We start from the raw sequence: 21608 nt of genomic DNA, 5'->3' as shown, positions 1-21608 counted from the left end.
TTTCAATGTACTTACCTAAACAATTCAATTTTCCTGAACATGCCAGAAACATCATTCGGGAGAACCCTTTTGCCAGTTTGATCTCCAATGACGATCAAGGCTTTCCTTTTGTCACCCACATTCCCATCAAATTAATTCCGCATGCAAGCGATCCCAAGCAAGACACGCTGCTGGGCCATGTTGCAAAAGGCAATCCGCACACCAGTTTTTTGCGCAGTCGTCCCTTTGTACTTCTGACATTCATGGGGCCACAAGCCTATATGTCGCCGGCGGTGTATCCCGACTTGGTCAGGGTGCCTACCTGGAGTTATGTGGCCGTTCATGTCAAGGCGGAAGTCAGAATTTTGGAAGGTGAAGAGGCCAAGGACGCCATTTTGAAACAGCTCATTGCCGACCATGAACCGCCCTATGCCCATCAATGGCGAGGCCTTCCAGAATCTTATACGCAGCCTATGTTGAATGCCATTGTGGCGTTTGAGATGAAGGTGCAAGACATACAGACCAAGGTCAAACTCAATCAACATCGACCAGAATCACATGCTGCCATGCATGACGCCTATGAAGCTGGCAACGAATCGGAAAAAGCTTTGGCGCTTTGGATGCGGCGGCTTGGAATGGCTGCATGAGCCAAGATGTTCAATGGATGCAGGCCGCTTTGGAACTTGCCAAGCAAGCAGGGGAGGAGGGCGAAGTTCCCGTTGGTGCGGTGGTTGTGAAAGATGGAAAAATTGTTGGCCGAGGAAAAAATGGTCCGGTTGCTGGCAATGATCCCACAGCACATGCAGAGCTTTTGGCTTTGCGCGATGCCGCCCAAGCGCTTGGCAATTACCGCCTTGAAAACTGCACCCTCTACGTCACCCTTGAACCTTGCACCATGTGTTCAGGCGCCATTGTGAATTCACGCATTGCTCGCTTGGTCTATGGTGCATCCGAGCCCAGAACAGGCGCTGCAGGGTCCGTGGTAGACATCTTTTCAAATACTTCTCTGAACCACCACACCTCAGTAGAGGGAGGAATTTTGGCTGAAGAATCACGCCAACTCTTGCAAGATTTTTTCATGCCCAAGCGAGTCAATCAGAACCCATTGCGTGAAGACGCGTTGAGACCCAGGGACGATTGGTTTGCGGGCATTCCCAATTACCCATGGTCAGCCAATTACATGGCCGATTTGCCATCCTTGAATGGCTTGCGCCTGCACTATTTAGACGAAGGCAGCACACCAGACAATGCCAAGCAGATCACCTACTTGTGTTTGCACGGAAACCCTGCTTGGAGTTACTTGTACCGCAAAATGATCCCGGTTTTTACGGCACATGGTCATCGTGTGGTGGCGCCCGACCTCATTGGTTTTGGCAAAAGCGATAAGTTCAAAAAAACCCAGCAACACAGCTTTGAGTTTCACAGACAAGTCTTGCTTGATTTCATTGAGCGATTGAATTTGCAACGCGTGGTACTGGTTGTACAAGACTGGGGCGGCATTTTGGGCCTCACTTTGCCAATGGCCATGGCCCATCGATTTATGGGCTTGCTGGTAATGAACACAACTTTGGCAACCGGAACTCAGCCTTTGTCAGTTGGCTTTTTGAGTTGGCGAGCTTGGTGCCAATCCAACCCAGACTTTGATGTTGCCAAACTCTTTGCGCGAGGCAACAAGCACATGTCTGTAGAAGAAACACAAGCCTACAACAGCCCCTTCAAAGATCGCGGACATCGAGCTGCTCTCCATGCCTTTCCGCCCATGGTGCCTGAGCATGAAAACAGCGCAGGTGCAGACATCTCCAGACAAGCCCTGCATTTTTGGCGAGAGCGCTGGGATGGCCAATCAATGATGGCCATCGGGCTTCAAGATCCAGTGCTTGGCCAATCTGTGATGGACGACTTGCGTCAAAACATTCGAAATTGTCCACCCCCTATGCTGTTGCCGCATGCCGGACATTTTGTCCAAGAGCATGGTCAAATCATTGCTGAATCTGCTGTTCAGCATTTCAAACTAAGTTCCTCATGAGTCACATTTATATTTTTTCACCTTCCAGCGCCGTTCGCGACAAGGCAGCATTCAAAAGAGGGCTCAAGCGATTACGAGCTCAAGGCCATGAAGTTGAAATTGACGCCGATGCCTTAAGCAGTCACATGCGGTTTGCAGGTGATGACGACACTCGCTTGAAAGCCATTGAGAGAGCCTGCGCCAGTGGTGCCAACATTGCCATGATCTCAAGAGGTGGCTATGGCTTGACACGTTTGTTAACCCAATTGCCTTTCAAAAGCATTGCCAAAGCCGTTGACAAGGGAACTCAATTTGTGGGCTTGAGTGACTTCACCGCTTTTCAATTAGCGGTATATGCCAAAACTCAGCGAATAACTTGGCAAGGTCCCGCGCTTGGCGAAGACTTTGGCCCTGAAAGTGAGCCCGATGAAATCATGCAAGCCTGCTTTGATGATTTGTGTTTGGAGCAAGGGGAGGGCACAGGTTGGCGCATGCCTTCAACGCCCTCATCGCCCATGCTACCTTCTGTGAAAGTCAATGACGCTGTTTTGTGGGGTGGCAATTTAGCGGTTCTGACATCTCTCTTGGGCACCCCTTACCTCCCGATGGTCAAAGGTGGCGTTTTATTTTTAGAAGATGTGGGTGAGCACCCTTACAAAATTGAACGCATGCTGACGCAATTGTTCAATGCTGGCGTGTTGAAGCAGCAAAAAGCAATTGTGTTCGGTCAATTCACTTCCTACAAATTGGTCACGCACGACAAAGGCTTCAAGCTTCACACCGTGATAGAGCGGCTGCGGTCTCAGCTCAAAACACCCGTTTTAACAGGTCTGCCTTTTGGCCATGTTGCCACCAAAGTGATTTTGCCCATCGGTGCCAAAGTTGACCTCGCCACAGACGGTCGAGATGCCTTTTTAGTGTGGGGCCATGTGTAATGGCAAAGAAAAAAATTAGCTGGGTCCGTTGGTTTCTGATTGCCGTTTTGGCACTTGTGTTGCTCGCCTTAACTGGATTGGGCGCGTTTCAGGTTTATTTGCTTCGATCCATGGCGCCGCTTTCAGGCAGCCAACAATTGCCCCTCTTAAATTCTGGCGTTGAAATCAAGCGAGATGCCTCCGATGTCACCCACATTCATGCCTCCAATCCCATGGATGCGTGGCGAGCAATCGGCTATGTTCATGCGCAGGAGCGGGGTTGGCAATTGGCTTTCAACCGCCAAGTGATGCACGGAGAATTGTCCGAATGGCTTGGTGCGACTACATTAGAAACAGACAAATTGATGCGTACTTTGGGCATCATGAAAGCCGCACAAGCTCAGTTTGACAAGTTGCCAGTTCATGTGCAAAAGGCGCTTGAAGCTTATGCGGAAGGTGTGCAGGCGGGCTATGCCAGCGAGCAGTGGCGGGCACCTGAGTTTGTCATCTTGGGTATCAATCCAACAAAGTCATTGAAGCCTTGGACGGCGGTCGACAGCGTGGGCTGGGCACTCATGATGGCGCTTGATTTGGGTGGCAACTGGGGCAATGAGTTTGCACGGCTCATGGCGGCACAAACCTTGACAACCGAGGACCTCTGGAAGCTGATGCCCCCATATCCTGGTGAATCGCGCGGCTCCAAAGTGGATATTGCTGCGCTCTACCAAAACTTGGATGTTTATAAAAAAGAGACATCTCCACAAAGCAAAGCTAATGCGAATCAACAACTTTTAGCTTCAAGTACCTTGGATGTGGGCGTGCTGGAAGGCAAGGGCAGTAACAATTGGGTTGTTCCGGGCAGCAATACGCGCTCTGGTATGCCACTGCTTGCCAATGATCCACATTTGGGCTTGAGCGCACCTGCGGTTTGGTACTTTGCAGGTTTGCATGCACCAGCCGGACAATTTGCCGATGGCCAAGCGCATCCAGCTTTGGATGTGGTGGGTGCCACTTTGCCTGGTTTGCCTTTTGTGGTTTTAGGTCGAACCAGCAAGGCTGCATGGGGCTTTACAAACACCGCACCAGATGTTCAAGACTTGTACTTGGAAGCTTTGGAAGGCAAGGACAGTTATCGCACGCCAACTGGTGTGCAGGCTTTTGAAATTCGAGACGAAGTGATCAAAGTGAAGGGGCAGGAGAACGTCACGATCAAGGTTCGCTCGACACGGCACGGCCCCGTTATTTCCGATGTACAACCTGCCTACGCTCAGTTTTTGAACAAAGACAAATACGCTATTTCATTGCGCTGGACCGCTTTGGACGCTGATAACCAAACCGTGGTGGCAGGCATGGAGGCCAACTTAGCAAGTTCTGTAGCCGAGTTGCGTCAGGCCTTTTCCAAAAATCACTCGCCCATGCAAAGTGTGGTGATGGCAGACACACAAGGAAATGTTTTGTTCAAAGCTGCGGGCAAAGTGCCTGTGCGTTCAGCTGCTCACGATTTGCAAGGCATGGTGCCTGCGCCTGGTTGGATGAGTCAATACGATTGGCAGTCTTGGATTCCATATGAGCAAACGCCGGAGGTGTCACAAGCTGACATTGAAAAACGCGGATGGCATGCTACCGCCAACCAAAAAATTCTGCCACCAGGCTACGCTCAATTTTTAACCAATGACTGGACAGGACCAGAGAGATTTGACCGTATTGCTCAATTGATGAGTGCTGGATCCAAGTTTGATGCCAATCAAATGAAGAGTATGCAAGCCGACGTTCACTCACTGGCGGCTGTTCGTTTGATCCCATATTTACAAAGCTTGAAGTCAGATCATGCCAAGGCACCTGAGGCACTGCCTTTGTTGAAGTCTTTCAAAGGCGACATGACGGCAGATTCAGCAGGCGCATTGATCTATGCCGTTTGGATTGATGAAGTTACAAGAGCCATCTTGATTCCAAAATTGGGAGAAACTCGATTTAAGGCCTTGTTTGGAAAGCGAGCATTTCGCCCAGCCATTGAGGGTGTGCTGGCTTCGCAAGATAAATCTTGGTGTGGTGAAGCGGGTTGCCAAGCTTTGATGAACAAGTCGCTTGACTCTGCTTTAGACAAAATTGTGGTAATGCAGGGCTCTGACGTAGCTGAATGGACATGGGGCCGTGCTCATCCGGCCCTCAGTACACACAAACCTTTTGGCAATGTCAAAGCATTGGCGCCATTTTTTGATGTTTCAGTACCGAGTGCCGGAGACAACTTCACGGTCAATGTGGGTCAATATTGGACTAGCAGTAGCACTGTGCCTTTTGCAAGTCGGCATGCTGCGTCTTTAAGAGCGGTTTATGACTTGGCTAATTTGGATGAGTCTGGCTTCATTTACCAGACCGGTCAAAGTGGCCATCCTTTTTCGCCTCGTTACAAAGACATGAAAGACGAATGGGGACAGGTTAAGTATCGACCTTTGAGAATGGGAACTACTGGGCCGACTCAAATACTGCAACTTGTTCCATGATCATTTGCTAGGTGGGGTGGTTTTTTTCAAGCTATGTTTTGCCACACAGACTTTACTTAACATAATATACATCGTGTAAAGTTAATAATGACTCTTGAATCTACTTTGTTCGATTTGAATCACTGTTGGCCAACTTCATGGCTGTTTCCAATAACTTGATGGCTTCAGGACGTTTCCCTTGTATCGCAAAGTCAAGCGCAGTCAAGCCCAATTGATTCTTGACCTCGAAATCAGCACCTTCATTCAGCAACAATTGCACTGACTTGGCGTTGCCGTATCGTGCAGCCATCATCAAAGGCGTGCTCCCATTGGGCGATTCGGCATCAATGTAGGCACTTTCATCTAGAAGCAATTGAATAATTTCGACATGGCCGCCTGTAGCCGCGTAATGCAATGGCGTCCAGCCCGTATGATTGATGTCTGCTTGCCGGCTGACCAGCAACTTTGCCAGCTGCGTGTAGCCCCTCAAACTCACCAACATCAAGGCAGTCTCACTGTGCGCATTGCGAACATTCAATTGCGTCTTTGGATGTTTGGCAATCAATTCAAAAGTTTTGAGTGAGTCGTGAATAAGGCACAACAGAATGGCCGGTTCTGCGTTCAAACTCACCGTATTGGGGTCAAAACCTCGGGTCAATAAGTTAGAAACTACTTTAACTTCATCGTTTCGAATGGCCTTGAAAAAGTCTTCGTAAGAACCTGCAGTTGCAGGAAATAAAAATGAAATAAAAGTATATAAAACAACATATTTTAATACTTTATTAAAGTATATTATGAGGTTAAGGATGGGCCTAAACATGGGCGTGGATCTTTGAAAAAAGACGGTCAAAATTGAGGCTCGTAAGTTCACCCATTTGCTCTGGTGTCATGCCCCTTAACTCAGCCAAAATTTTGGCCACATAGGGTACATACGAGGGATTATTGGTCTTGCCGCGGTATGGAACGGGAGCCAAATAAGGGCTATCGGTTTCAATCAATAGACGATCGAGCGGAACCCAAGCCGCCACATCTCTCAAATCTTGAGCGGTTTTGAAGGTCAAAATGCCTGAAAAAGAGATGTAGAAGCCCAAATCCAATGCAGCCTTAGCCACAGCCTGTGTTTCTGTGAAGCAGTGAAAAACGCCGCCAGCGCTGTTTGAATCCCCTACTTCGCCCTCCTCCTTCAAGATTCTGATGGTGTCATCTGAAGAGGAGCGCGTGTGAATGACCAAGGGCAGCTGCGCTTGTTGTGCTGCACGGATATGAGTTCTAAAACGATCTCTTTGCCAATCCATATCGTCAATGGTACGGCCGCCTTTGCGCTCTTCCATTTGGTAATAGTCGAGCCCAGTTTCACCAACCGCAATGACCCGTGGCAGCTTGGCTTTGATAAGCAAGTCTTGAACGCTGGGCTCATAGATATCTTCATTGTCTGGGTGAACACCAACGGTGCTCCAGAAATTGTTGTGTGACATGGCCAAGTTGTGAACTTGGTCAAATTCTTCCATGGTGGTGCAAATGCAAAGTGCACGGCTCACTTGAGCCTCCAACATACTTTTGCGAATTTCTGGCAGTTGGGAAACCAGTTCTGGAAATGAAAGGTGGCAATGTGAATCGGTGTACATACTAGGATGGGCTGTTCATGATTTCACGTGCTTCAGAGCACAAAGCCTCAAGCATGAGACCCGCATTGAAAGGGTGTTCAGACGTTTTTGCAGCTTGCGCAAGCCGTTTGAACCAAGCGCTTAGCTTCGCAGAAGATATCTTGAGTTTGGGTAAATCTGCCTCATTGAAGTACCGCAAAGGCGCTTGGGTTTGTTGCATCATCAAATCATGACAAAGTTTTTGCAATGCATCGATCACTTCTGATGGGGGAAAGTCTGCACAAAATGAAGCATCTCCCGAAAGCATGGCGCGTGGAAATTGCGACCACCATTTCACTGACTGACCTAAATTTTGTTGCCTCAGAACTTCATCGGGCCGCCCGCCCGCTGCTTTCAGCATCGTGATCGAATCTTCATTTGAAATACCCTGCGACTCAAGCCATGTGAGTGCTTCGGATGTCGAGGGCCAAATCATGGTGTGAATCAAACAACGACTGCGAATGGTGGGCAACAACTGATGTGCAGATTCTGTGGCCAAGACAAACTTCACATCACCTGGGGGTTCTTCTAAAGTTTTGAGCAGTGCATTGGCCGTGACATGGTTCATGCGCTCAGCTGGAAATACCAAGACTGCTTTGCCTCGCCCGCGCGCATTGGTTCTTTGCGAAAACTCGATGGCATCTCGCATGGCATCGATCCGAATTTCTTTGCTGGGTTTTCGGCTTTTATTGTCTATTTCTGATTGTGCCTTTTCGCTGAGAGGCCATCCCAACTCCAACAAAATGGTTTCTGGCATCAGCACAAACAAGTCTGCATGCGTGTGCACGCTGAGGGCGTGACAACTGCCGCATTGACCGCACGCACCCTGGATCAAAGCGTTTGGAGATTCGCACAGCCAAGCGCTGACCATGGCTGAAGCCAATGCATATTGCCCAAGTCCAGACGGCCCTTGCAAAAGCCAAGCATGCCCTTGCTGCGACAGCAGGGATAAATTTTGTTGGCGTAGCCAAGGTGCCAATGCATTCATTTAGAGTATGCCAATTCAATGGCTCTGACAACATCAAGCCACACCATTTCACGGCTTTGATCGGCTGCAATCTGAGCAAATCTGGTGGGTGATTCTTGCATTCTTTTGGCATAGCCATAACGCACAGATTCAAAGAAGGATTGCGGCTGCGATTCAAATTTATCAGGCACGCGGGCTGTGCTTAAGCGTTGAGCAGCCACTGCAGGTGGCAAGTCAAACCAAATGGTGAGATCGGGTTGGCGCAAGTTTGTGTTTGGTACTTTCTGTACCATTTGCTCCAAGTTTTGAAGAACCTGCCAATCGAATCCGCGGCCGCCCCCTTGGTAGGCAAATGTGGCATCGGTAAATCGATCACAAAGAACCACTTCACCACGGGCCAAGGCGGGTTCTATCACCTGAACCAAGTGCTCTCTTCGGGCCGCAAACATGATCAATGCTTCTGTGAGTGAATCCATAGATTCGTGCAAAGCAAGTTCTCTCAACTTTTCAGCCAAAGGGGTTCCGCCAGGCTCACGCGTCAAAGTGACCACATGACCACGGCTTTTGAACCACTGAGCCAAGCCTTCTATGTGAGTGGACTTGCCAGCGCCATCAATGCCTTCAAAACTGATAAACCAAGATCGACTCATAAATCATTGACCCTCTTTGGACAGACCACGCTGATACTTATTCACAGCTTGATTGTGCTCGTTCAGTGACAAGCTGAAGTAGCTCGATCCATCACCCTTGGCTACAAAATAAAGGGCATTGGATTTAGCGGGTTCGAGAGCCGCCTTCAAAGCAGCTTTGCCAGGCATGGCAATGGGTGTGGGCGGCAAGCCTGAACGGGTGTAAGTGTTGTAGGGTGTGTCGGTGCGCAAATCGATGCGGCGCAAATTGCCATCGAAGGCATCGCCCAATCCATAAATGACTGTAGGGTCGGTTTGCAGTCGCATGCCCATTTTGAGCCGATTGTGAAACACAGCAGAGATCAGGGGCCGGTCGCTGGCACGTCCCGTTTCTTTCTCAACAATGCTTGCCAGAATGAGTAAATCTTCGGAGCTTGTTAACGCTAGTGGTGAGGATTTTTTAGACCACACTTCAGCCAATTGACGGTCCATTGCTTTCAATGCGCGTTTCATGACCGCAATGTCGGTGGATCCTTTGGAATAAGTGTAGGTATCGGGATAAAAGCGCCCTTCCGGGTGGACATTGGGTCGTCCTAAAAGGCTCATGATTTCGGCGTCAGTCATGCCTTGGGTTGTGAGCTTGAGAGTGTCTGCTTTGCTCAAGGCCTGTTTAAATTGCTTGAAGGTCCAGCCTTCCACCAAGGTCAGGCTGCGCAAACTTTCTTCACCTCGAACCAGCATGTTCAATACCGTTCTGGGCGACATGGCTGCCGTGATTTCATAACTGCCGGCCTTGATGGCGCGGTCTTGTCCTGAAAGACGAAACCACAAACTGAGCAATTGGGGAGAAACATCGGCTCCAGCATTTGCAATGGCCTGAGCAACTCCTTTGGGCGTGGTGCCCAGCTCGATGGACAGATCGGCGACTTGTCCTGATGTCATATCTGTCGACAAAGGTGCATTGGGTTTGAAGCCCATGGGCATGTGCAGCCAAGCAAGGGAGGCCGCCATCAAGACCAGGGCGAGCAAGCTTGTAAGCGTCAGAAAAGTTCTCCACGAACTGTTTTTTCGTGAAGATTTTGACTTTTTAGCTTTGGAGGCAGAGCGGCTCAAACCTTGAATCCTTTGGGTTTCTCAGAGGAGATCATAATTCAGGGATGGAACTCCTTGAACCTCAACTGAATTTCTCTCCCTCTGGCGTGATCGAGCCCTCAGATTGGGGCCTCATTTTGGCCGAAGGGCCCGATGCAGGCTCTTTTTTACAAGGGCAGCTCACAAACGATGTTTTGCTTCTGCCGGTTGGTCAAAGCCGCTTTTCTGGCTATTGCTCAGCCAAAGGCAGACTTTTAGCCAGCTTCATCGCTTTAAAGCTAAGCTCAGAAAAGTATTTGATGGTCTGCCATCAAAATTTGATCGCCGCCACTGTCAAGCGTTTGTCAATGTTTGTGTTGCGTGCCAAAGTCAAGCTAACAGACGCCTCTTCTGATTTTCAAACTTTGGCTTATTTAGGGCAAGCAGCCACTGACGTCAGCCCTGCATTGCATGCCGCACCACCTTGGCATGTTAGCCAACAAGCTGAATCCTATTTCATCCAACTGCACCCCGCTAAGTCGGCATCAGGATCACTGGCTCGCGTTTTGCAAATCAGCCCAAACAATACCTCCAACGCCACGCCGTTGAAGCCTGAGTCTGTGAAGCCTATTTCAATTCAAGATTGGCAAATGGCAGAGGTACTTTCTGGCATCAGCATGGTCCAATCTCAAACATCTGAAGCGTTTGTGCCGCAAATGTTGAACTACGAGTCTGTGGAGGGCGTGAGCTTCAAGAAGGGTTGTTATCCTGGGCAGGAGGTGGTGGCCAGAAGTCAATTCAGGGGCACACTGAAACGCAGAGCCTTTATAGTTTCATGCAATGAGCCCATGCAAGTGGGTCAAGAAGTATTTTCTTCAGACGATGCAGAGCAAGCTTGCGGCATGATCTCAAGTGCCGCTAAGTTGGAGCTAGAAGGAAGCCAGCAGGCCCAATGGTGGGGCATTGCTTCATTGCAACTCAGTGCCATGCAAAACCCCCTTCATCTAGGACAAGCAGGAGGGGCCGCCATGCAGCCTTATGCTCTGCCCTACCCTTTGCTTGAGGACATTTAAGTCAATTGGCGCGTCATTTCAATGTGATCAATGCCGGCATCGTCAAAGATGTCGCCATGCGCCTTGAATCCCAATCGGCGGTAAAAGCCTTCTGCACTGCATTGGGCGTGCAAGATGACTGTTTTATCGCCGCGTTTTCTGGCCACTTCAATGAGTGATTCAACCACCTTCTGACCAAGATGGCCACCGCGCAATGGTTTTGAAACAGCCATGCGGCCAATTTGAGCCACTTGGGGTTGAGGCTGAAGCAAACGCCCTGTAGCCACGGCCTGGCCTAGCTTGTTGACAACAACTGCGTGCAATGCCGTGGCGTCTAGCTCATCCCATTCAAGCTCGGGCGGGATTTCTTGCTCTTTGACAAATACTTCGGTGCGCAAGGGCGAGGCCAAAGATTGCAACTCAGCCCAAGATCCGGTTTTGAGATCGACCACAGATTCTCCAGCTTCAAAAATGAGCAAGATGTGACGTAAGGCTTCAGGAATTGGCTTGGAGGTTTGTGTTTGAGGGTCTGCAAACACATAAATCAATTCGCCACTGATGAGTAATTTGTCGCCCCGAAAAATTCCAGCCTGAAAAACCATGGAAGAATTTCCCAGCTTGCTGCACTTCATTCCAACACTCAAGTCATCGTCCATGAGCGCTGAGGCATGGTATTCCAAGGTGGCTTTTTTAACGTACAACTCACCACCCAATATATGGAAAGCTGTTTCGTAGGGCAACGCAATACGCCCCCAATATGCCGTGACGGCTGTATCGATGTAAGTCAAGTAATGGCCATTGAAAACAATTTTTTGCATGTCTATCTCGGCCCATCTCACGCGCAGACGATGGAAAAAACGGAAATCACTTCGTTTCATGGCGATGTCTTTCTCAGAAGTATTTGGCAAATTAGATGCTATCACTGAAGGCTTTTTTCAAAGCCAATCCGGCATCATGGTGTGCTTGTTTGGCCTCGGGAATGGCTCGCCCCATATTGATAAAACCGTGAACCACACCGTGGTAAATCTCTAGGTTGACAGGGACACCGGCCATGCGGAGCAAATCTGCATAGGCAATGCCTTCGTCGACCAAGGGGTCACATTCTGCCAAGCCAATCCAAGCAGGAGCAAGGCCGTCGTGACGCTCGGCCAACATGGGTGCAAAACGCCAGTCGTCTCTGTCTGTGCTGTCAATGTAATGGTCAAAAAACCAATCAACAGTTGCCTTGTCGAGCATAAATCCGTTGTCGTAAGTGTGATGTGATTCGGTTTCTTGGCGCGCAGCAGTACCGGGATAAAAGAGCAGCTGAAGAGAAAGGGGCAAGCCCGTATCGCGAGCATGAATGGCACACACCGCGGCCAATGTGCCACCAGCGCTATCACCACCTACAGCCAAAGCGTTGGACCGAAGTCCCAAGGCTTTGGCAGATTGAGAAATCCACTGAAGGGCGTCCCACGCATCGTTGGTGGCAGTTGGAAAACGGTGCTCTGGCGCCAACCGATAGTCGACTGAAATTACAGCACAGTGCGCAATGCGCGACAACTCTCGGCAAAGTACGTTGTGCGTTTGAATACTGCCAATCGTGAAACCGCCGCCATGGTAAAAAACCAATGTCGGTAGAAGGATGCTGTCTGATTTGGCCTTGGGCGCAAACAGTCTGGCCTTGATCAAATGGCCGTCGCGCATGGGAATGTGCAGTTCTTCTACTCTGGCTATTTGGGGTTCAGGCAAGTCCAAAATACTGGCAGACACCTCATAAAACAAACGAGCTTGTTGCGCCGTTAACAAATACATGGGTGGACGACCTGCTCGATGAATATTGCGCAGAACCAAACGCATGGCATCTGTGAGCCGGCTGTGAGGATTGGGATGAGTACTCATGGAGTTTTTTTATCGCCAATGTGACTGACTGAGGGTTGTAGAGGCTGACTTCCTGTGCGACTTGCATTAGAGTGAAGCATCATCGTAACGCATCCATTCAAGTCATCATGGCCTTTATCAATTACGTCACCCAAATTCAAATCGATTTCGGCGCCATTCAGCTTTTGAAACAAGAATGTGAAAGGGTTGGCATTCACAAGCCCCTGATCATCACCGACCAAGGGGTCAAGGCTGCAGGTGTTTTGCAAAAGGCTCTGGATGCGCTTGAAGGCGTTAAGGTAACCGTGTTTGATCAAACACCCTCCAATCCAACAGAAGCGGCAGTCAGAGCAGCCAGCGCTGTTTACAAAGCCAATGGCTGCGATGGTTTGATTGCAGTGGGTGGTGGCTCTTCCATTGACTGCGCCAAATGTGCCTCGATAGCTGTCAGCCACGAAGGCCCTCTCAAAAACTTTGCCACCATTGAAGGTGGATCGCTCAAAATTACCGACCGAGTGGCTCCCATCATTGCAGTTCCCACCACCAGTGGCACGGGCAGCGAAGTTGCACGCGGTGCCATTTTGATTGTGGATGATGGTCGCAAGCTGGGATTCCACTCCTGGTTCATTGTGCCCAAGGCCGCCATCTGCGATCCAGAGCTCACCTTTGGACTGCCCCCCATGCTCACAGCCGCCACCGGCATGGATGCCATTGCGCATTGCATGGAAACTTTCATGGCTGCTGCCTTCAATCCACCAGCCGATGGCATTGGTTTGGATGGCTTGCAACGCGCTTGGGCGCACATTGAACGGGCTACCAAAAATGGCCAAGACAAAGAAGCCAGAATGCACCTCATGAGCGCCTCCATGCAAGGCGCCATGGCATTTCAAAAGGGCTTGGGATGTGTCCACTCTTTAAGCCACAGCTTGGGCGGCGTGAATCCCCGCTTGCACCATGGCACCTTGAACGCCATGTTTTTACCTTCCGTAGTGCAGTTCAATGCCAGCGCCGAGTCTATGCAAAAGGAAAATCGCTTGAACCGCATGGCACAGGTCATGGGACTTAGTTCGGGATCTGATATTCCACAAGCCATTCAAGAGATGAATGCTCGCCTGGGATTGCCATCTGGCTTGCAAGCGATGGGCGTGACCGAGTCCTTGTTTGACGCGGTCATTCATGGTGCCATGGCCGACCACTGCCACAAAACCAACCCCCGCATAGCCACACCTGAAGACTACAGAGAAATGCTAACCACTTCCATGTGATCAGAGGTCTTGCACCACTGACATGTGAGGTTGGTTCAGCCATTGCGCCAATTCGTCTGCCAGTTGCTCGCTGGCAGATGTAGCAGCTTTCCAAACCTTGACCCTTGCTTGCAGATCTTGGCCATAGGTTGAAAAGTCATTTCGGTCGGGCAATTTGCCATTGGGCAATGTTTTGATCCACTCGGGGTTCGGAGCCAAAACCACGGTATTGCTTAAAAATGGGGTGGCTTTGTGGCGCCATTTCAATGTTTTGTCTAGCCAGCCTGGCACCACAGATTTTTGGAAATGGGGATACAACACCAGCCCCCTGTGTTGCTCAGGGTGAGCGCTGTTTTGCCAGTCTAGGTGCAAGTGGTAATCGGTGATGCCACCATCCCAATAAGCACCACTCGGAGCACCTTCGATATTGTGCACCGCCTTCAATACAAATGGAATAGCGCAACTGGCTTGCAACGCATCCATGAAATTGTTGGGTGTCAGTGTCAGGTGCCTGCTAGCGTAATCTTGTGTGCCAAATGGCAAATGCCCAGCAGAAGAAAAAACCACTCGCTCTAGCGATGCACCCATGGCTTTGCGATGAATAACGTTGCTCAAGAAAGCTACGCCATAACCCAAAGGACTCCACAATGGATGCTCGCGCTTGAGCAGGCCTTTGCCGCGAGACGTTAGTACATGCAGCCGGTATCTGGGATGTGTAAGCAAAGATTCAATCGAGCCACCATAAAACAAATCCAAATTGTCTCGGAAGGCATCACTGACTTGTTGAGCACTCGGAAACTTTTGACCTGGTTTTAACTCGTAATGCTGATGAATGTAATCGTGCTCTAAGCGAAGCAGTCCTGCAAGGCTGTTTGGCATACAAGCCGTGGCCATTCGCCAAGCGCCTATGGAGGCACCTACCAAATCGATGGTTTGTTGGCTGTTGGGCAACCATTCATGGAACAAAAATCTGTCGATCGGCCCGAGTATCAAACCCTTGGGGCCTCCCGCTGCTGCGGGAATAACCCCAACATCCGATGCGCTCAAGCCCTGCCTTGCTAAATGCTGCTTGGCCTGCGGACCCGCGTAAATACAAAGAGCTTTCATGTCAGCATGAGTTTTGATGATTGAAAGAATGGAGGCGCATTAAGATTTATTTTGCAACTTGGCAAAAGCCGATGCCATGGCGCTTTGGCCTAAATTGCCAGCCTGGTTGGAAGCCTGCTTAGAAGCCTGCGAATGATGGTTTTGATGGCCTTGGCGCGGCCCACCTTCAAATTTATTTTCACGGCTACGCTGGGCACCAGAAGGTGCTGCGTCGCTGAGTTTCATGGTGAGGCCTATGCGTTTGCGAGCCACATCGACTTCAGTCACTTTAACTTTGACGATGTCGCCCGTCTTCACCACTTCACGTGCATCGGTGATGAACTTGTTGCTGAGTTGACTCACGTGAACCAAACCATCTTGGTGAACGCCTAAATCGACAAAGGCACCAAAGGCCGCCACGTTGCTGACAGTGCCTTCCAAAATCATGCCTTCTTTTAAATCTCTAATGTCGTCCACACCGTCGTTAAAACGCGCCACTTTGAAATCTGGGCGGGGATCACGACCCGGTTTTTCCAACTCCACCAAAATATCTTTGACGGTAATGACACCAAACTTTTCGTTGGCAAACAATTCGGGACGCAGGGTTTTGAGCATGTCTGCACGCCCCATGACATTCTCAACAGGCTGAGCTACCTTCGCCATAATGGCTTCCACCACAGGGTAGGTTTCTGGGTGAACACCTGTCATGTCCAGAGGATTGTCACCACCGCGAATGCGCAAAAAGCCCGCGCTTTGCTCAAACGTCTTGGCACCCAGTCCTGTTACTTTCAGCAAGTCTTGGCGGTTTTTAAATGCCCCATTGGCTTCACGCCAACGGACCACAGATTTAGCGACACCCCCCGACAGACCAGACACGCGTGAGAGCAAGGGCACGCTGGCTGTGTTCAAGTCAACACCCACAGCGTTCACGCAATCTTCCACCACGGCTTCCAAAGTGCGTGCCAATTCTGTTTGATTCACATCATGCTGGTACTGACCTACACCAATCGATTTGGGGTCGATCTTGACCAACTCAGCCAAGGGGTCTTGCAAGCGGCGTGCAATGCTGGCTGCACCGCGCAAGCTCACATCGACATCTGGCATTTCTTGGCTGGCAAATTCGCTGGCGGAATACACCGAAGCGCCCGCCTCGCTAACCACCACTTTTTGAATTTCAGGCTTGTCTGGTGTTGTGAGTTGCTTGATGAGATCGGCAGCCAGTTTGTCGGTTTCACGGCTGGCGGTGCCATTGCCAATGGCGATCAAATTGACCCCGTGTTTTTGACAAAGTTTGTTCAATGTGTGCAATGAGCCATCCCAGTCACGGCGAGGTTCATGAGGATAAACAGTTGATGTTTCAACCAACTTACCCGTCTCATCCACCACAGCCACTTTGACACCGGTGCGAATACCTGGGTCCAAGCCCAACACCACACGAGGGCCTGCAGGAGCAGCCAGCAACAAATCGCGCAGGTTGTCTGCAAAAACTTTGATGGCCACTTTTTCGGCTTCTTCACGAAGTCGTGCAAAAAGGTCTCGCTCTAAAGACAAGCTGAGCTTGACGCGCCATGTCCATAAAACAGTTTTGCGAATGAGGTCGTCAGAGGGCCTTGCGTTGTGTGACCAACGAAGGTGTAGCGCAATGCGACCTTCAGCCAAAGCACTGGCAGCGTGGGCTGCTGCTGTGGCCGTTAAGGGTGCAGCCGAAGAACTGAGCGCTTCAGGTTCAGGCAAAGAAAGCTTGGCGTCTAGCAATTCCAAAGTACGACCCCGAAACACGGCCAAAGCTCTGTGCGAAGGAACGCGGCCAATGGGTTCGCTGTAATCAAAATAGTCCCTGAACTTGGCGACTTCGGCTTGGTTTTCGTCTTTGCCAGAGGCCAAATGGCTGGTGAACAAACCTTCTTTCCAAAGCCATTCACGCAGGGCTTGAATGAGAGAGGCATCTTCGGCCCAACGCTCAGACAAAATATCGCGGACACCATCTAGCACTGCGCCCACGGTTGAAAAATCAGCGCCTTCAATGGCATCTGCTGGCTTCAAATAGGCTTGCGCTTCGTCTTGTGGATTGAGCGAAGGATTGGCCCACAAAGCATCTGCCAAAGGCTCTATGCCGGCCTCTTTGGCAATCATGCCCTTGGTGCGGCGCTTGGGCTTAAATGGCAGGTACAAATCTTCCAAGTCTTGCTTGGTGGCGGCTTGGTCTATGGCCATTTGAAGCTCGGGGGTGAGCTTGCCCTGATCGGCAATGTTTTTGAGGATGGTGGCACGGCGATCTTCCATCTCACGCAAGTAGCCCAAACGATATTCAAGTTCACGCAACTGAATATCGTCCAAGCCGCCGGTCACTTCTTTGCGGTAACGGGCAATGAATGGCACCGTGGCGCCGCCATCTAACAAACTCACAGCCGCCTGAACTTGCTCAGGACGGATTTTGATTTCAACGGCCAATTGGCCCAATATTTTCTGCATCTCGTTGGCTAACTTTTATAGATTTCTATACCAAAGCCAATGAGTTTGCCACACTCTGGTGGCCACTTTTAAGTGCGCAGTTCGGCTTTGAGTTTTTCGCCAATATCAGGTCTTGCAGCAAATGGATTGGGTGGATTTTGCTGTTGAACAATGGCTTCCATGCGGGTTTGGACATTGCCCAATGCCTGCGGATGGCTGTAGATGTAGAACTGGTCGTTGGCAATGGACTCAAACACCATTTCAGCCATTTGTGCAGCCGACACCTTGCCGCTGCTTACCGCCTTGTCGCTCATGGCTTGGCCAATCAATTGGCTCTTGGTGGCTTTTTGGTGGGGCAAGTTGGCTGGACGATTGCGATGACTTTGGCTAATGCCAGTGGGCACAAAGTAAGGGCACAAAACGCTTGCACTGACTTGGTCAGTTACCAATTTCAAATCTTGGTACAAGGTTTCTGTAAGCGCTACCACCGCATGTTTGCTGACGTTGTACACGCCCATATTGGGGGCGGTGAGCAAACCGGCCATGCTGGCGGTGTTCACAATATGACCTTCATAGCCAGGGTCTTTTTTGGCAGCATCCAACATCATGGGCGTGAACAAGCGAACGCCGTGCACCACACCCCATACATTGACGCCCATGACCCATTGCCAATCGGCCACGGTGTTTTCCCAGATCAAACCCCCAGACCCAACGCCAGCGTTGTTAAAGACAAAGTGAGGTGCACCAAAGTTTGTTTGGACATCTTTAGCCAATGCTTCCATTTGGTCTGCATTGGAAACGTCTACGCGTTTGGCAAATACCTTGACACCTGTGGCCTTGATTTCAGCTTCTGCTTTGTCGAGCGCATCCTGCTGCACATCGACCAGCACCACATTCATTTTCAGTCTAGCTGCAATGCGAGCGCACTCTAATCCGAAGCCAGAGCCACCGCCAGTTAAGACAGCTGTTTTGTTTTCAAAATTGCGAATCATGATTTGACCTTCTTCAAAATAAATCCGTTACGGGGAAAGTGAACATGAACCGTACCTGCTCGTTCATCCTCGCGGCGCAATGTGAGTCGTGTTTTGGTAGCCGCCACCAAAATGCCTGGCGTGGGTTCTAAGCCAAAATTATCGGCAGTGATTGTGACTTCAGACCCCAGGGGAATGCCATGGTCGTCTACAAATGCAAGTTGAGAAACATCTGCGGGTGTTGCGTTATTGGCCACTTCAAGGGCTTGTTCCGATTTCATCTTTTCTGGATGGCCATGCCCGATGGCTTTCATGCGCAGCATCCAATCTTTCAGCAAAGGCGTGGCGTCTAAAATACCTGCCACACTGGGTGTTTTTTCTAGCGTGAACCACATGGGGTGATAGGCTGAAAAATCGGCAATGCTGGGAAAATCTCCCATCAAGTAGGGGTGCTCTGTGAGCATGTCTGACAAGCGGCGAAGTTGGCTTTTGTAGGTGCTCGTGCCCTCGCCCAATGACATTCTTGAAGCACCGCCGCGCATGGCAGCTCGGTCGGCCACAAACGCTTGCATAACTGCTTCGGGTGCCCCTGCAAACACATCCGCTGAACCTGATGGCTGGAAGTTATAAGTCATGGCTGCCGGAAAAACTTGGCTGTCGGCCCATTGCGCCACAATTCTGGAGGCGCCATTGACCGGTGATGGATAGAGACTGGGCGCAGGTGCCTGTTTTTCCAAAATATCAGCGATCAAAGCGGTGTCGCAATAAATATCAGCACCTATTTGTAAAACAGGCGTGCGTCGGTAACCCCCTGTCAAAGCCGTGAGGTCTGGTTTAGGCATGATCAAGGGAATGATCACACTTTGCCAAGCCAACTTCTTGTAACCCAAAATTAACCTAATTTTTTCAGCAAACGGAGAGGATGGGTAATGATGAAGAATCAATTGGCTCATGGCTTTGCTTTCTTGATGGCTAAGGGCTTAAATTAACTTCACAAGTTGCTTGCCAAAGTTTTGACCCTTTAGCAAACCAAGGAATGCTTCGGGTGCAGCCGCCAAGCCTTGCGCAATGGTTTGACGTGGGTTGAATTTGCCACTGGCAATCAATTCAGCCAGCTCGGCCAAAGCTTCTGGCCAAACTTCCATGTGCTCGCTCACGATAAAGCCTTCGATGGTCATGCGGCTCTTCAAGATCAAGGTGGGATTGGTCATAGGCAAAGGCTCACCGTTGTAGCCCGCAATCATGCCGCACACTGCAATGCGAGAGAAATCATTGGCGCGCAACATCACGGCATCTAGCACCATGCCGCCTACATTTTCAAAATGGCCGTCTATGCCATTGGGGCAAGCCTCTCTGAGGGCTTTAGACAAGGAGATGTAGTCGGTATGTTCTTTGTAATCAACGCACGCATCAAAGCCCAGTTCATTGACTACGTAATCGCATTTGGCTTTGCCGCCAGCAATCCCCACCACGCGGAAACCTCGTGCTTTGGCCAAAGCGCCAAACGCACTGCCCACTGCGCCACTGGCTGCACTGACTGTGACTGTTGCGCCAGGTTTGGCTTGAATGATTTTGACCAAGCCATACCAAGCTGTCACCCCAGGCATGCCCACTGCACCCAAGTAATGGCTGATAGAAATTTTTTCGGCATTCACATGCTTCAAAGCGCCCGCGACACCGGCGTTGATCACACTGTATTCTTGCCAGCCCCCCATGCACAGCACCGTTTGACCTACTGTGAACTTGGCGTGCTTGCTATCGACTACTTCGCCCACGGTACCGCCAATCATGGCTTCACCCAAGGGCTGAGGTTGTGCGTAATTTTTCCCTGCGTTCATGCGACCCCGCATGTAGGGGTCCAAGCTCAGGTAATGGTGTTTCACCAAAACTTGACCTTCTTGAAGCGCTGGTGTTTCGGCCGTGATCAATTTGAAGTTAGAGGCGCTGGCCTCCCCTTCGGGGCGATTGTCTAAAACGACGATGTGATTGGTAGGCATAGATGTCTCTTGGTTAGATAGATTTAATCGGTTGAAATGGGAGATGTCACAGAGGGTGTTCGTTTCACATATTTGAAAGTGCCGGTAGCGTGTGCACACAACTGACCGGCAGCGTCATAGACCTTGCCATCAGTGAAAGCCATGGTTTTGGTGCGATGAAGCAACAAGCCTTTGGCGACCAAATGCTCATGCCCAGTGGTTTTAGCAGGCCGCATGAAACTTGTTTTCATTTCTATGGTGACCACACCCATGTCTTGTTCCACACTTCGAGCGGCTGTGGCCATTACCACGTCAAGCAAAGTCATCACAGCACCGCCATGGGTGATGTCAAATGAATTGTGGTGTTCAGGGCGGGGGCTGTAATGCAACTCAGATGTGCCATTCTCAAACTTCTCCAAAGTGAAGCCAAGGTTGGCCACAAATGGAATGTGAACGCCAAATGGAATGCTCATGAAAATGCTTATCCGCCAATGATGGCACTCACGCCACCGTCTACAGCCAACCATTGGCCAGTAATGTGTTTACCGGCTTCGCTGGCGTACAACAAGGTCAAGCCTTTCAAATCTTCGTCATCGCCCAGGCGGCGCAAGGGTGCATGGCTGGCCATGCGGTCTACGCCCATTTTCTCGAGCAAGCCGTAAGTCATTTTGCTGGGGAAGAAGCCAGGGCAAATGGCATTCACAGTAATGCCATGCTGCCCCCACTCACCTGCCAGCGCTTTGGTGAAATTGACCACTGCGCCTTTAGAGGTGTTGTAAGCGATGGTTTGCATCTCGGGCGGGTTTCCAGCCAAACCAGCAATAGAAGCCACATTCAAGATGCGTCCACGGCCATTGGGAATCATGGACAAGTTAGCTACTTCTTGAGCCAAGATGAAATAGCCACGCACATTGAGGTTCATCACTTTGTCCCAAGCCGATACTGGATGAACTTCTGCAGCCGCACCCCAAGTGGCGCCGGCATTATTGATCAAGATGTCGATGCGACCCATTTTTTTGACGGTGTCTTGGGCCAAGCGTCTGATGTCTTCCTCTTTGCCGCAATCTGCTGCAATGAAGTCGGCTTCAATGCCAGCAGCCTTGAGCTCGGCAACAGCTTCTTGCAAATCATCCGCCTTGCGCGAGCTCAACATCAAGCGCGCACCAGCTTCGCCGAGGGCATGCGCCATTTGCAATCCAAGACCTCGCGAGCCACCGGTGATCAATGCAGTTTGGCCCGTTAAATCGAAAAGTTGTTTGACCGTACGTGTCATGTTCAAT

General features: G+C 50.3%; 20 protein-coding genes. 6 read left to right on the top strand and 14 right to left on the bottom strand.

Features of this window, described 5'->3' with window-relative positions:
- The first annotated feature begins 5 nt into the window (after positions 1-5).
- From B9Z32_RS10120 to B9Z32_RS10105, 4 genes are read left to right on the top strand one after another with little or no spacing between them, the layout of a single operon-like run.
- On the top strand, positions 6-626 hold the full coding sequence (locus tag B9Z32_RS10120; protein WP_108421303.1) for an FMN-binding negative transcriptional regulator: 621 nt from the start codon (positions 6-8) through the stop codon (positions 624-626).
- Positions 623-2005 carry a tRNA adenosine(34) deaminase TadA gene (gene tadA, locus B9Z32_RS10115; RefSeq protein WP_108421302.1) on the top strand — a complete coding sequence of 461 codons (1383 nt, stop codon included), beginning with the start codon at positions 623-625 and terminating at the stop codon, positions 2003-2005. Before B9Z32_RS10120 ends, tadA begins: the two co-directional genes overlap by 4 nt.
- Positions 2002-2919 (top strand): LD-carboxypeptidase, encoded by a 918-nt coding sequence (locus B9Z32_RS10110; protein ID WP_108421301.1) that lies wholly within the window; start codon positions 2002-2004, stop codon positions 2917-2919. Before tadA ends, B9Z32_RS10110 begins: the two co-directional genes overlap by 4 nt.
- Positions 2919-5399 carry a penicillin acylase family protein gene (locus tag B9Z32_RS10105; protein WP_108421300.1) on the top strand — a complete coding sequence of 827 codons (2481 nt, stop codon included), beginning with the start codon at positions 2919-2921 and terminating at the stop codon, positions 5397-5399. Before B9Z32_RS10110 ends, B9Z32_RS10105 begins: the two co-directional genes overlap by 1 nt.
- Before the next feature lie 100 nt (positions 5400-5499).
- Here B9Z32_RS10105 and B9Z32_RS10100 read toward each other — a convergent pair whose 3' ends face one another.
- The 5 genes from B9Z32_RS10100 to mltG are packed head-to-tail and all read right to left on the bottom strand — an operon-like array spanning position 5500 to position 9661.
- Positions 5500-6198, bottom strand: coding sequence for an ankyrin repeat domain-containing protein (locus B9Z32_RS10100; RefSeq protein WP_369909916.1), 699 nt, complete (start codon positions 6196-6198; stop codon positions 5500-5502).
- Positions 6191-7003 (bottom strand): TatD family hydrolase, encoded by an 813-nt coding sequence (locus tag B9Z32_RS10095; protein WP_108421299.1) that lies wholly within the window; start codon positions 7001-7003, stop codon positions 6191-6193. The genes B9Z32_RS10100 and B9Z32_RS10095 overlap by 8 nt, the downstream gene beginning before the upstream one ends.
- A 1-nt stretch (position 7004) precedes the next feature.
- The gene (locus B9Z32_RS10090) at positions 7005-8009 is read right to left on the bottom strand and encodes a DNA polymerase III subunit delta' (RefSeq protein ID WP_108421298.1); all 1005 of its coding nucleotides are present in this window, start codon (positions 8007-8009) and stop codon (positions 7005-7007) included.
- Complete coding sequence (tmk, locus tag B9Z32_RS10085; protein ID WP_108421297.1) at positions 8006-8638, bottom strand: dTMP kinase; 633 nt, start codon at positions 8636-8638, stop codon at positions 8006-8008. The genes B9Z32_RS10090 and tmk overlap by 4 nt, the downstream gene beginning before the upstream one ends.
- Positions 8639-8641: 3 nt before the next feature.
- Positions 8642-9661, bottom strand: a complete 1020-nt coding sequence (gene mltG, locus B9Z32_RS10080) for an endolytic transglycosylase MltG (RefSeq protein ID WP_255416652.1) — start codon at positions 9659-9661, stop codon at positions 8642-8644.
- 113 nt (positions 9662-9774) lie between these two features.
- Here mltG and B9Z32_RS10075 point away from each other — a divergent pair, with 113 nt between their 5' ends.
- Positions 9775-10761 carry a folate-binding protein YgfZ gene (locus tag B9Z32_RS10075; protein ID WP_108421296.1) on the top strand — a complete coding sequence of 329 codons (987 nt, stop codon included), beginning with the start codon at positions 9775-9777 and terminating at the stop codon, positions 10759-10761.
- Here B9Z32_RS10075 and B9Z32_RS10070 read toward each other — a convergent pair.
- Together B9Z32_RS10070 and B9Z32_RS10065 are read right to left on the bottom strand one after the other, a co-directional pair.
- A complete protein-coding gene (locus B9Z32_RS10070) occupies positions 10758-11618 on the bottom strand; it encodes a YbgC/FadM family acyl-CoA thioesterase (protein WP_108421594.1) in 861 nt (286 codons plus the stop codon). The genes B9Z32_RS10075 and B9Z32_RS10070 overlap by 4 nt on opposite strands.
- Positions 11619-11649: 31 nt before the next feature.
- Complete coding sequence (locus B9Z32_RS10065; protein WP_108421295.1) at positions 11650-12621, bottom strand: alpha/beta hydrolase; 972 nt, start codon at positions 12619-12621, stop codon at positions 11650-11652.
- A 107-nt stretch (positions 12622-12728) separates the two neighbouring features.
- Here B9Z32_RS10065 and B9Z32_RS10060 point away from each other — a divergent pair, with 107 nt between their 5' ends.
- The gene (locus B9Z32_RS10060) at positions 12729-13865 is read left to right on the top strand and encodes an iron-containing alcohol dehydrogenase (RefSeq protein WP_108421294.1); all 1137 of its coding nucleotides are present in this window, start codon (positions 12729-12731) and stop codon (positions 13863-13865) included.
- On the opposite strand, the gene B9Z32_RS10055 is transcribed toward B9Z32_RS10060, so the two are convergent.
- The 7 genes from B9Z32_RS10055 to B9Z32_RS10025 form a co-directional block, all read right to left on the bottom strand.
- Positions 13866-14951, bottom strand: coding sequence for a phospholipase (locus B9Z32_RS10055; protein ID WP_108421293.1), 1086 nt, complete (start codon positions 14949-14951; stop codon positions 13866-13868).
- 39 nt (positions 14952-14990) lie between these two features.
- Complete coding sequence (locus B9Z32_RS10050; RefSeq protein ID WP_108421292.1) at positions 14991-17402, bottom strand: Tex family protein; 2412 nt, start codon at positions 17400-17402, stop codon at positions 14991-14993.
- Between the two features lie 68 nt (positions 17403-17470).
- Positions 17471-18373 (bottom strand): SDR family oxidoreductase, encoded by a 903-nt coding sequence (locus B9Z32_RS10045; protein WP_108421291.1) that lies wholly within the window; start codon positions 18371-18373, stop codon positions 17471-17473.
- Positions 18370-19305 (bottom strand): glutathione S-transferase family protein, encoded by a 936-nt coding sequence (locus B9Z32_RS10040; protein ID WP_108421290.1) that lies wholly within the window; start codon positions 19303-19305, stop codon positions 18370-18372. The genes B9Z32_RS10045 and B9Z32_RS10040 overlap by 4 nt, the downstream gene beginning before the upstream one ends.
- 27 nt (positions 19306-19332) lie before the next feature.
- A complete protein-coding gene (locus tag B9Z32_RS10035; RefSeq protein ID WP_108421289.1) occupies positions 19333-20349 on the bottom strand; it encodes an NADP-dependent oxidoreductase in 1017 nt (338 codons plus the stop codon).
- Positions 20350-20372: 23 nt separating this feature from the next.
- Complete coding sequence (locus B9Z32_RS10030; protein ID WP_108421288.1) at positions 20373-20801, bottom strand: PaaI family thioesterase; 429 nt, start codon at positions 20799-20801, stop codon at positions 20373-20375.
- An 8-nt stretch (positions 20802-20809) separates the two neighbouring features.
- Positions 20810-21601, bottom strand: coding sequence for an SDR family oxidoreductase (locus tag B9Z32_RS10025; protein WP_108421287.1), 792 nt, complete (start codon positions 21599-21601; stop codon positions 20810-20812).
- Positions 21602-21608 lie beyond the last annotated feature (7 nt).

Source organism: Limnohabitans sp. MMS-10A-178 (genome assembly GCF_003063375.1).
GTDB lineage: Bacteria > Pseudomonadota > Gammaproteobacteria > Burkholderiales > Burkholderiaceae_C > Limnohabitans_A.
Note: the sequence above shows the minus strand (reverse complement) of the source record. Positions and strands in the feature narration are given on the sequence as shown.

Coding starts and splice junctions, on each gene's coding strand:
- B9Z32_RS10120 (WP_108421303.1), top strand. CDS start 6: ATGTACTTACCTAAACAATTCAATTTTCCTGAACATGCCAGAAACATC.
- tadA (WP_108421302.1), top strand. CDS start 623: ATGAGCCAAGATGTTCAATGGATGCAGGCCGCTTTGGAACTTGCCAAG.
- B9Z32_RS10110 (WP_108421301.1), top strand. CDS start 2,002: ATGAGTCACATTTATATTTTTTCACCTTCCAGCGCCGTTCGCGACAAG.
- B9Z32_RS10105 (WP_108421300.1), top strand. CDS start 2,919: ATGGCAAAGAAAAAAATTAGCTGGGTCCGTTGGTTTCTGATTGCCGTT.
- B9Z32_RS10100 (WP_369909916.1), bottom strand. CDS start 6,198: ATGTTTAGGCCCATCCTTAACCTCATAATATACTTTAATAAAGTATTA.
- B9Z32_RS10095 (WP_108421299.1), bottom strand. CDS start 7,003: ATGTACACCGATTCACATTGCCACCTTTCATTTCCAGAACTGGTTTCC.
- B9Z32_RS10090 (WP_108421298.1), bottom strand. CDS start 8,009: ATGAATGCATTGGCACCTTGGCTACGCCAACAAAATTTATCCCTGCTG.
- tmk (WP_108421297.1), bottom strand. CDS start 8,638: ATGAGTCGATCTTGGTTTATCAGTTTTGAAGGCATTGATGGCGCTGGC.
- B9Z32_RS10075 (WP_108421296.1), top strand. CDS start 9,775: ATGGAACTCCTTGAACCTCAACTGAATTTCTCTCCCTCTGGCGTGATC.
- B9Z32_RS10070 (WP_108421594.1), bottom strand. CDS start 11,618: ATGAAACGAAGTGATTTCCGTTTTTTCCATCGTCTGCGCGTGAGATGG.
- B9Z32_RS10065 (WP_108421295.1), bottom strand. CDS start 12,621: ATGAGTACTCATCCCAATCCTCACAGCCGGCTCACAGATGCCATGCGT.
- B9Z32_RS10060 (WP_108421294.1), top strand. CDS start 12,729: ATGGCCTTTATCAATTACGTCACCCAAATTCAAATCGATTTCGGCGCC.
- B9Z32_RS10055 (WP_108421293.1), bottom strand. CDS start 14,951: ATGAAAGCTCTTTGTATTTACGCGGGTCCGCAGGCCAAGCAGCATTTA.
- B9Z32_RS10050 (WP_108421292.1), bottom strand. CDS start 17,402: ATGCAGAAAATATTGGGCCAATTGGCCGTTGAAATCAAAATCCGTCCT.
- B9Z32_RS10045 (WP_108421291.1), bottom strand. CDS start 18,373: ATGATTCGCAATTTTGAAAACAAAACAGCTGTCTTAACTGGCGGTGGC.
- B9Z32_RS10040 (WP_108421290.1), bottom strand. CDS start 19,305: ATGAGCCAATTGATTCTTCATCATTACCCATCCTCTCCGTTTGCTGAA.
- B9Z32_RS10035 (WP_108421289.1), bottom strand. CDS start 20,349: ATGCCTACCAATCACATCGTCGTTTTAGACAATCGCCCCGAAGGGGAG.
- B9Z32_RS10030 (WP_108421288.1), bottom strand. CDS start 20,801: ATGAGCATTCCATTTGGCGTTCACATTCCATTTGTGGCCAACCTTGGC.
- B9Z32_RS10025 (WP_108421287.1), bottom strand. CDS start 21,601: ATGACACGTACGGTCAAACAACTTTTCGATTTAACGGGCCAAACTGCA.